This window comes from Rhizobium chutanense (assembly GCF_002531935.1).
GTDB lineage: Bacteria > Pseudomonadota > Alphaproteobacteria > Rhizobiales > Rhizobiaceae > Rhizobium > Rhizobium chutanense.
In genome coordinates this window covers 84187-92571 of the sequence record NZ_NWSV01000026.1, presented here as the reverse complement: position 1 = coordinate 92571, position 8385 = coordinate 84187, and the positions used below count along the sequence as shown (strand labels likewise).

The 8385-nt window shown below is 61.5% G+C and carries 10 protein-coding genes; 3 read left to right on the top strand and 7 right to left on the bottom strand.

What is annotated here, in order from left to right; genetic code table 11:
• Nucleotides 1-268: 268 nt before the first annotated feature.
• The 6 genes from CO666_RS27175 to CO666_RS27150 all read right to left on the bottom strand — a co-directional run bounded on the left by CO666_RS27175 (nt 269) and on the right by CO666_RS27150 (nt 4454).
• Entirely contained in the window at nt 269-1150 is an 882-nt protein-coding gene (locus tag CO666_RS27175) for an aldo/keto reductase (RefSeq protein ID WP_097615132.1), read from the bottom strand.
• Nucleotides 1151-1411: 261 nt separating this feature from the next.
• A complete protein-coding gene (locus tag CO666_RS27170; protein ID WP_097615125.1) occupies nt 1412-2044 on the bottom strand; it encodes a TetR family transcriptional regulator in 633 nt (210 codons plus the stop codon).
• A 19-nt stretch (nt 2045-2063) separates the two neighbouring features.
• A complete protein-coding gene (locus CO666_RS27165; RefSeq protein WP_097615124.1) occupies nt 2064-2735 on the bottom strand; it encodes a class I SAM-dependent methyltransferase in 672 nt (223 codons plus the stop codon).
• 386 nt (nt 2736-3121) lie between these two features.
• Nucleotides 3122-3418, bottom strand: coding sequence for a hypothetical protein (locus tag CO666_RS27160; RefSeq protein ID WP_097615123.1), 297 nt, complete (start codon nt 3416-3418; stop codon nt 3122-3124).
• 154 nt (nt 3419-3572) lie between these two features.
• Nucleotides 3573-3944 carry a cell surface protein gene (locus tag CO666_RS27155; RefSeq protein ID WP_097615122.1) on the bottom strand — a complete coding sequence of 124 codons (372 nt, stop codon included), beginning with the start codon at nt 3942-3944 and terminating at the stop codon, nt 3573-3575.
• Nucleotides 3945-4133: 189 nt separating this feature from the next.
• Nucleotides 4134-4454 (bottom strand): hypothetical protein, encoded by a 321-nt coding sequence (locus tag CO666_RS27150; RefSeq protein WP_097615121.1) that lies wholly within the window; start codon nt 4452-4454, stop codon nt 4134-4136.
• Nucleotides 4455-4668: 214 nt separating this feature from the next.
• On the opposite strand from CO666_RS27150, the gene CO666_RS27145 reads away from it, so the two are divergent.
• The gene (locus CO666_RS27145; protein WP_097615120.1) at nt 4669-5370 is read left to right on the top strand and encodes a class I SAM-dependent methyltransferase; all 702 of its coding nucleotides are present in this window, start codon (nt 4669-4671) and stop codon (nt 5368-5370) included.
• Between the two features lie 86 nt (nt 5371-5456).
• On the opposite strand, the gene CO666_RS27140 is transcribed toward CO666_RS27145, so the two are convergent.
• The gene (locus CO666_RS27140; RefSeq protein ID WP_097615119.1) at nt 5457-6044 is read right to left on the bottom strand and encodes a hypothetical protein; all 588 of its coding nucleotides are present in this window, start codon (nt 6042-6044) and stop codon (nt 5457-5459) included.
• A gap of 259 nt (nt 6045-6303) precedes the next feature.
• On the opposite strand from CO666_RS27140, the gene CO666_RS27135 reads away from it, so the two are divergent.
• Both CO666_RS27135 and CO666_RS27130 read left to right on the top strand, forming a co-directional pair.
• Nucleotides 6304-6711 (top strand): hypothetical protein, encoded by a 408-nt coding sequence (locus tag CO666_RS27135; protein ID WP_425352437.1) that lies wholly within the window; start codon nt 6304-6306, stop codon nt 6709-6711.
• A 170-nt stretch (nt 6712-6881) separates the two neighbouring features.
• Complete coding sequence (locus CO666_RS27130; protein ID WP_097615118.1) at nt 6882-8375, top strand: hypothetical protein; 1494 nt, start codon at nt 6882-6884, stop codon at nt 8373-8375.
• Nucleotides 8376-8385: the final 10 nt, after the last annotated feature.

The window sequence follows — 8385 nt, the reverse complement described above, 5'->3', positions numbered from 1 at the left end:
CTCTGGCCGGGTGGCCACCCGGCCAGAGGCTAAGGCGCTTCCATCGCACGAAATCACTAACGTGCAGATACAAGGGGGCCGCGAAGCCAGTCTTCTCTACAATGCCCATACGGGCTTCCACCGCGCCGGTCTTGCCTCGGCCATGCTCAGGGCGCTGCGAGTTCTGACTGAGGGGTTGTGCCGTGCAGCCCCCTCATCCGACCCTTCGGGCCACCTTCTCCCCGCTGGGGAGAAGAGGAGATGCCGCGACCTCTCCGTTCCCCGCCCGTCAAGCCGCTTTGAAAACCCTCCGCCCCTCGGCGTCCAGCGCCGAAAACTCCTCGTCCGACAGGGTGATATCCACCGCCGCAACGTTTTCCTCGAGATGCTTGACCTTCGAGGTGCCGGGGATCGGCAGCATGACCGGGCTGCGCTTCAGCACCCAGGCGAGCGCGATCTGGCTCGGGGCAGCGTTGTGCTTTCTGGCGATGGTATCGAGCAGCGAGCCGGGTTTGGCGAGGTCGCCGGCCGCCAGCGGATACCAGGGGATGAAGCCGATATTGTGCTTGGCGCAATAATCGAGCACGTCCTCGCTGGTGCGGTCGACGAGATTGTAGCGGTTCTGGACGGTGGCGACCTTGAAGTGCTTCGAGGCCGCCTCGATGTCGGCAACCGACACTTCGCTCAAGCCGGCATGGCGGATCAGACCGGCATCGAGCAGCGATTTGATCGCATCGAACTGTTCCTTGGCCGGCACTTTCGGATCGATGCGGTGCAGCTGCCAGAGATCGATCCGCTCGAGGCCGAGATTGCGCAGGCTCTTATGCGCCTGCTGGATCAGATATTCCGGACGTCCCAGAGGCAGCCAGATATCGGGGCCATGGCGGGTCAGGCCGCCCTTGGTGGCGACGACGGACTTGCTGGCATAGGGATGCAGCGCCTCCTTGATCAGCAATTCGGAGACATCGGGACCGTAGGAATCGGCCGTATCGATGAAATTGACGCCGAGTTCCGGCAGGCGCTTCAGCGTGCGGATGGATTCGGCATGATCGGCGGGCTCGCCCCAGATGCCGTTGCCGGTGACGCGCATGGCGCCGAAACCGAGACGGTTGATCTCGATTTCGCCGCCGATCCTGAAGGTGCCTGACTTGGCTGCATTGTGACTGGACATGGTCTTTCCTCTCTTGGTCGATGAAATCATCAAAGTCGACGGAACGGTCGGAAGCCGCCCGGTTCGATGGCCACGGCATGGATGCCGGGCTTTTGGAGATGCCTTCGAATGCGAAATGCCTGCCCTGATCGAAGCGATGCCCGGCATGATGAAGGGATGAATGAGAATACGGGCGCTGCGACGCCTGCACATATAGGACGGCACCGCTTGGATGACAGTGACGGCGCTGAAAACATCGAAGCGCTGGCCGCGCGGCATCCGTCAAAGCCTGGTCTTGGCCTCGTCGCCGAATTCCGCCAGGATCGTCCAGAGCTCGGCGAGGATCTCATGCGCGAAATCCTGCAGCGGGGCGCCTGGCGGACGCTGCTGCCAGAGTTCGCTGCCGACGCGCAGCGCACCGATGACGACGGCTGCCAGGACGCGCATGCGCGCACGCTCGGGATCACTCCCCTTGCGCAGAAGCAGCGCCTCGGCGAGCTTTTGTTCGAGCCTGGCATATTTCAACTGGTCGCGGGCCTTCAGCGCCGGCGTGCGATGGATGAGTTCGGCGAGCGCCAGGCCACGCTCGTCGACAGAGGCAATGACGGTGGCGGAGATCGCCGCCTCGACCGCTGCGACGGAGGATTCACGCGCGGGCCTTGCGGCGATCTCCGCCATCAGCCGATCGGCGAAACTATCCTGCCAGGCGAAAACCACCTCTTCCTTGGAGGGGAAATAATCGAAGAAACTGCGCTTGGAGACGTCGGCCGCCTCGGTGATGTCCTCGACGGTCGTGGCCTCGAAACCGCGCTGGAGAAACAGGGTCATCGCCGCCTGCTCGATGCGCTCGCGCGTCTGCCGCCGCTTGCGCTCCCGCCGGCCCTCCGTCTCTTGCCCCGGCTTGCTCTCAGCCATTCCTGCCCGGCATCACAGTTCAGCCGCCGGTTTCGCTGGAAAAGGCGGCGACATCGTCGAGTTCGGCTTCGCTGTCGCGATAGTTGAAGCGCTCGCGCGACAATTCCAACGGCTCGCGACGCGAAATCCGGTAGACGGAGGCCGGCGGCAGGTTGCGCACCGTGCCGCCGATGCGCACCGCCTCCAGGCCGAGGCGATCGAGAATCGGCCGCGGCACCGGGCAGCGCGGCCCATAGGTGAATTGATAGACGGCGCCGCCCGGCCTGATATAGGCGAAGGCGCCGGCCACGATCGCGGCGATCTTGGCCGGCGACATCGACAAAAGCGGCAGGCCGCTGACGACAGCGCCAACCGGCTCGCCCTCGAAAATGCCGGCCTCAGCGAGCTGGGCCGCATCCATCTGCAACACGCGCGCGGTGGGGAAACGCGCCTGCAGCGCCGTGATGAACTCCGGACCGTATTCGATCAGAGTCAGATCCGCCTCGCTGACGCCGCGGGCCAGAAGTGCCCGGGTGAAGACACCGGTGCCGGGACCGAGCTCGATGATCGGCCCGTCGAGCGCGGCAATCTCGCTGGTCATGATCCTGGCCAGCGAATCACCCGAGGGCGCAATGGCCGCGACCCGAAGCGGGTTGCTGATCCAGGAGCGGAAAAAATGCAGGAAATCGGCGCATGCAGCCTTTGCGGTCATGATTATCCCACCTGTCTGAAATTCGATTGATTATAAAAAGCGACCATCGCGGCGAGCATGGCAATTCCAAGGCAGACACGTCAATTGCTCTTCGCTGCGGCGTTTCGCACCAGCATCATCCACAGTTTGTGTGATTCTGTACTTAGTGCATCTTTGCACTTGATGCAAGACATGACGATTGGCGGTAACTGGCCGCGAGAAAAAGCCCCTCCCCAACCCCTCCCCACAAGGGGGAGGGACTAACCCGGAGCGCCGCATCGTTCCACTCGAAACGTGGCAGATATGGGAAAACGGCTGCGGCAGGTTAAGCCCCTCCCCCTTGTGGGGAGGGGTTTGGGGCGGGGTCTTTGCCCGGGGTATCGCGAACCGGACTGCCGCAGACGTGCTCAGTAATTGCAGCTGGAGCTGCTGGTCGGGTTGAAGCCGAGTTTACAATCCATGTTCAGCGGCTTCTTCGGGTTCGCCATATAGCGTGTGGTCATGCCCGAGTTTTCCTGGCCGATCGAACCGGTCGTGCGCCGGTCGTGTTCAACCTTGGTTTCCTGGCTGGCAACCGGCCGCGCGGTCGCACCCTGCTCGGTCGCGCTCGACTGGAGGGGCGCTGCCGCGGCAGAAAAGGCCGGGAGGCCGAGCATTGCACCGAGCGTCGCGGCCATCAGGCCAGTCTTGAAGGTGGGGGTCATCATCGTCTCCTTGGGAGGATTTGAAGGAATTTACACCCCGCAACTAGGAAGGCGATCTGTCACAAACTACGGCTCGAAAGCAGGGATCACAGACATGTGAGCAGGGCCATAATCGAGAAAAAGGCGGCTCATCACCGCCTTTTCATCTGCCGGCTCAATAGCCGTTATCGCAGGGCATACTGCCCGGACCGATCGATCCAGAAAACGTAGGGTTGCACATTTCCGGAACTGCAGGTCTGTTCACCGGTTGGCGGACGATGGAGCCCGTGGCGCCGGCTTCGACGCCGAAGGCGGCAAGCGGATACCAGTAGCCATCGGAATGGCGGCGGGTGCCGGGACGCTCGGTTCGGAAGCCGCGGTAGCCATGCCAGATTCCGGCATGTGGTTTAAATTGCGCTATATTTTCGGCCGCGACATCGGGCGGCCGTACCATCTGGACGGCGGCTGCCTGCGCAGGGACGATCGACGCCAGGGCGAGAAGGCCGCTCAGCGCGGCGGTGGAAGCGGCAAGTCTGAACATCTTCATGATAAACCCTCCTTCGTGGATTTACCTGACGAAAATGCCTTTCCCGGCTGGGGAGTTCCGCGCCCGCATGCAACTTCCGGAACTTGTGATTGCAAGCGATCCGGCGTGACCAAATCGCCAAAAAACGTGAAGTCGCGATCGGCAGAAGAGATCGAACGGCGCTGGGGCGAAAAGCTGAATTCTCTGTTCTCAGTTCGCGTATAATGTCCGGTAGCCTTGGCCGGAGAGGCAGGCGACATATTGCCGATGGGCGGCGGCGCGCGCCGTCGTTTCCGCCTCCAGCTCATCGGCGTCGGCATAGTAGGTCAGCTGAGCGCGCAGCTGATACTGCCTCCTTGCCTCGTCATACATGGCGTTGCCGTCGGTCATGCAGATGCTGTGCGCAACGGCGGGTGGATTGACCGGCACGCCGATCGCCAGCAGCACCGGATCATTGGCGTGGTCGATGCAGCCGGCCAGCGCCGCCATCATCGCCAGGACTGCCGCAGCCCGAAAAATTCCCACCGTCATGCATTCCTCCGGCCGAACCGCCACTGAGATCATCAGCCCTGCGGGTATATCAGCAAGGTTGCGCGAAACTAATGCACGTCGCCCGGGCCCGTGCCGCGGTTCCGGGATCTTCGAGGCAAGCCGCCACCCGCCGCCCAGAAGTTTAAATATTGCTTAAATATTATATTAATGCTTACTTATGATCGCAGACGCTGATCTCTCCGGGGAGGAAGATATGGCTTCGCCGTGGGTAAACGACGCGCTGTCGTATGCGCGATCGGCATTTTCCAGCAAAATCAACACTGATATTCTTGAAGTCGGGGGCGGCTCTCGCACGCATATCCCCTTGGAAGGCGCGCGATATACGGTCCTCGACATCTCGAAGGAGCAGCTCAAGAGGAACAAGGACGCCACAGAGCGCATCCTCGGCGACGCGCAAACGATCGACTACGGCGATCGTCACTTCGACGCCTGTGTCTTCTGGGACGTTCTCGAGCATCTGGAAAGCCCGCGCTCCGCCCTGTTGCGAGCCCATGACACCCTGTCCCCCGGCGGCCTGGTGTTCGTCAAGGGGCCGATCCTCAGCTCGGCCAAGGGGATCTTCACCGATCTCACGCCCTGGTGGACCCACGTCTTGTTCTATCGCTATGTCCTCGGGCAGAAAAACGCCGGCAAGCCGGGTTATGCGCCCTTTCGCGTCGAGCACGCCGCAGAGGCATCCCATTCGGAGATCGCCGGGACGCTGAAGGAACTCGGCATGGATATCGTCTTCGTCGGCGAGTATGTGTCGACCCAGGTGCATGCGCTCAAGAGCCGAATTCCTCCGCTTTATTGGCTTTACGAGGCTTTCGGCCTGCTGCTTCGGACAGTTTCGGCCGGAAGGATCGGCGGGCGGGAGACGGAGTTTCTGATCGTGGCAAAGTGCCTTCGTCAGTAACTCCCCACCAGACTCTATATAGCAGTTCGGAATCCCGAAATTGGCTGCGGCATTGAAATCATTCCATATTCCTCCGGGCTCACCTCTCAGGAAGCGCGGCGGATTTCGGAATCCCGAAGCGGCAGTATTTCGGGATTCCGAAGCGGCGTTTTTTTCTTCCTGCCGAGGCGGCCGCGTTTGTCGGCAGCAAGCTTGCGGTCGGTCTCGGACCATTTCCGGCAGTTTTCGGCCGTGCACCGCTTCCACTCGTCGGTGGATGGCGCACCTTCATGATCGCCGACAAATGTCAGCGTGAAGCGGTTGGGATGGGCGACGCCGCTGCCGGCCCGGCCGCGGCGCACTTTTATCAACCCCTTATATTCCAGCTCATCGAGCGCATCGGCGACATATTCGCCGGTGACGCCGTAGGAGACGAATTGCGGATGCGTGACGACAAGCTTGCCGTTCTCCAGTGCTGCGTGCGCGGTATGCTCGATGACGATGCGGAAGAAAGCCCGGCAGGCATTGGCGCTCAATGTGGTGAAAGCCGGGGATTCCAGCAGTTGGATCGTCAACCACTGCCAGCGAAGGCTGCCGTCATCCGTGCCGCTCGGCGGAGCGGTATGCTTACGCACCAACGCCCGCGTCTTGCCCGCACTGGTTCGGCTCTTGTCGCGAGGGTTGAATTCCGCCATCAGCCCCTCGCCCTTTCCACCCGCCGCTCCTTCAGCAAATCATCCACCCTGCGAGGCCGGGAATTCTGCTCATAAAGCGGGCGACGGCCAAGGCTCGTCCAGGCGGTCATGCCGCCGATAGGGAAAAATTTGCTCGACATCCGGCATTCCATGGTTGCAATTGCGGGCAGCCTAGCGCAAGAACGATCCAGGAACTAGGAAAATATTCTTAGTTTTGATCTTATATCACCGAGGTCTTCCTGCTAGGATGATAACAGGGATGAATCACACGCGACAGGAGATGACGCGAATGATCGGCATTTACGGGAAGCGGTTGCTGGCATCGCTTTCGATACTACTTGTCAGCGCCATCCATGCCTTTCCTTGCGATCAGCCCATCGTGCTGTCCAACTGGAAGTCCTGTCAGATCGCTGCGTTGAGCGAAGAGGGTGGTGAGGCTGATTGGAAGGCCGTGCCTGAATGGACTCGCAACAAGGCTATAAGCCGGTATTTCTGGAACGAGCCGCGTGTTTTGGCAAACCACGGGCTTTGCAACGCCAAGTTCCACCGCGTCGTTGTCTGCCTGCCGGGATGGGACGAAGGCAACAAGGACGAATGCTCTTATCGCATTTGCGACGGCGCCTCGTGGGAAAGAGAATCCGAAAGGGGTCGGGAGAAGACCTTTTAGCTGAAGGGAGAGGCGGGGGCTTGATCTTCCGGATTTCGATTTTGAGCCCAGCTTCACGTAAAACGATTATCGAGGCGTCGGCACTACCCATCGCCACGACAAGCAAATAAGCTCGCGGCCGGCAGCCGAAAGGCGCGCCACTACCTTCAATGTTTAGAGGTCCTGACGGCATGAAATCACCGCACTGGAGAAGAGTTGTCTGGTTGTGCGCATGCGCCACGCTCTCCCATCCGGCATGGTCCGCCGATGACATCACAATCCCGGCCTATGCGCCGGCGACCGGCGTCGAGCGTGGCTACAGCATTCAAAAAGCCACCGAAACCGATATGTCGTTCTGGCTCGACAAACCGGGCGCCTTGCCGGTGACGATACGCGGTGCGTTTCGCCAGCGCATGGCCGTCCTGTCGCGGGATCAAAACGGCATGCGGGTCCGCTGGTCTCTCAACGCCGACTTGCCGGCCGGCACCGCCGGCCCTGCCGACAGCTATCGGATGAACCTGCTCTATCGGAATTCCCTGACAGCCTATGGCACCGCAACGCTCGAGCTGGAAACGGACCTGAAAGGCCAGCCCAACACCCTGTTCGGCGTCGATCGGATCCTGGCACATATCAGGGAGATGGCCGCCAATGGGCCGGGTGGGGTCGCCGCAGCCGGCACCTCCGCGACGCGGGCAAGCGGTGTCGATGACATCATCAGCAAAATAGAGCAGAATCCTCTGCAAATTGCGGCCGCCTTGGTGCCGGAGGCAATGCTGCTTGCAACGGGGCAATCCTATCAGGACGAGGTCATGCAGATCGGCCAGGCCGTGACGGTGTCGCAAACCGAGGAATATGGCGGCGTCGATGTCCCCGTGGTGTCGACCTGGATCCTGGAATCTACCGACGCGGTCTCGCGCACCGCGACCCTTTCCCTGTCGGACGAATTCGATGCCGCGGCGTTCAGCCAGTCGCAGCAGATGGCGATCGCAAAGATAATGGCGGCTTCCCCCGACCGGGTAAAAAGTCTTGCCGCCGATCAACTGGCTTCCGTCAAACGCGCCAGCAAGACCCGAAGCGGCAAATTCGTGGTGTCGCTGGACGATGGTTCGGCGGTCGAAGCAACCGAGATCGTCAGCCTCACGACCGGCGGCGCAACGTTCCGCGCATATACCCACATCCTGCGCGAGGATATGCCGGCGCGCTTGCCGCTTCCCACGGTCCTGACGGCAAAGGATCTGCCGACCTCCGATCTGCGCGTGGAGCCACTGCCATCGGCCAAGGCCGAGCCGGGCATCATGGATGAGCTTTCGACACCTCCTGCCCCGCCGACGGCATCGCCGGATACGACCGTTGCCGCAGGCAATGAGGAGGCCAAGGCGATCGCGCCGATCGCGCTTAAGGTGAAGAGCGTGGAGGTTGTCCGGTCTCCCGTGTCCTCCGACCGGGGCCTGAATATCGTGCTCACCCCGGAAAGCGCCGCCGCTTTCCACGATTTCACGCAGGCAGCATTGGGACGGCAGACGCAGGTGCTGATCAACGACAAGGTGGTGATGGAACCCTGGACGAGGGAGCCGATCATGGGTGACCACTTTGTTCTGGGGGGGACGGATGGGAAAGAATTGGAGGCGCTCGCCGAACAGTTGCGGGTTCCCGGCGCTTCGATTGTCGTGCGGCTGGCCCCGTGAGGGCGCCACC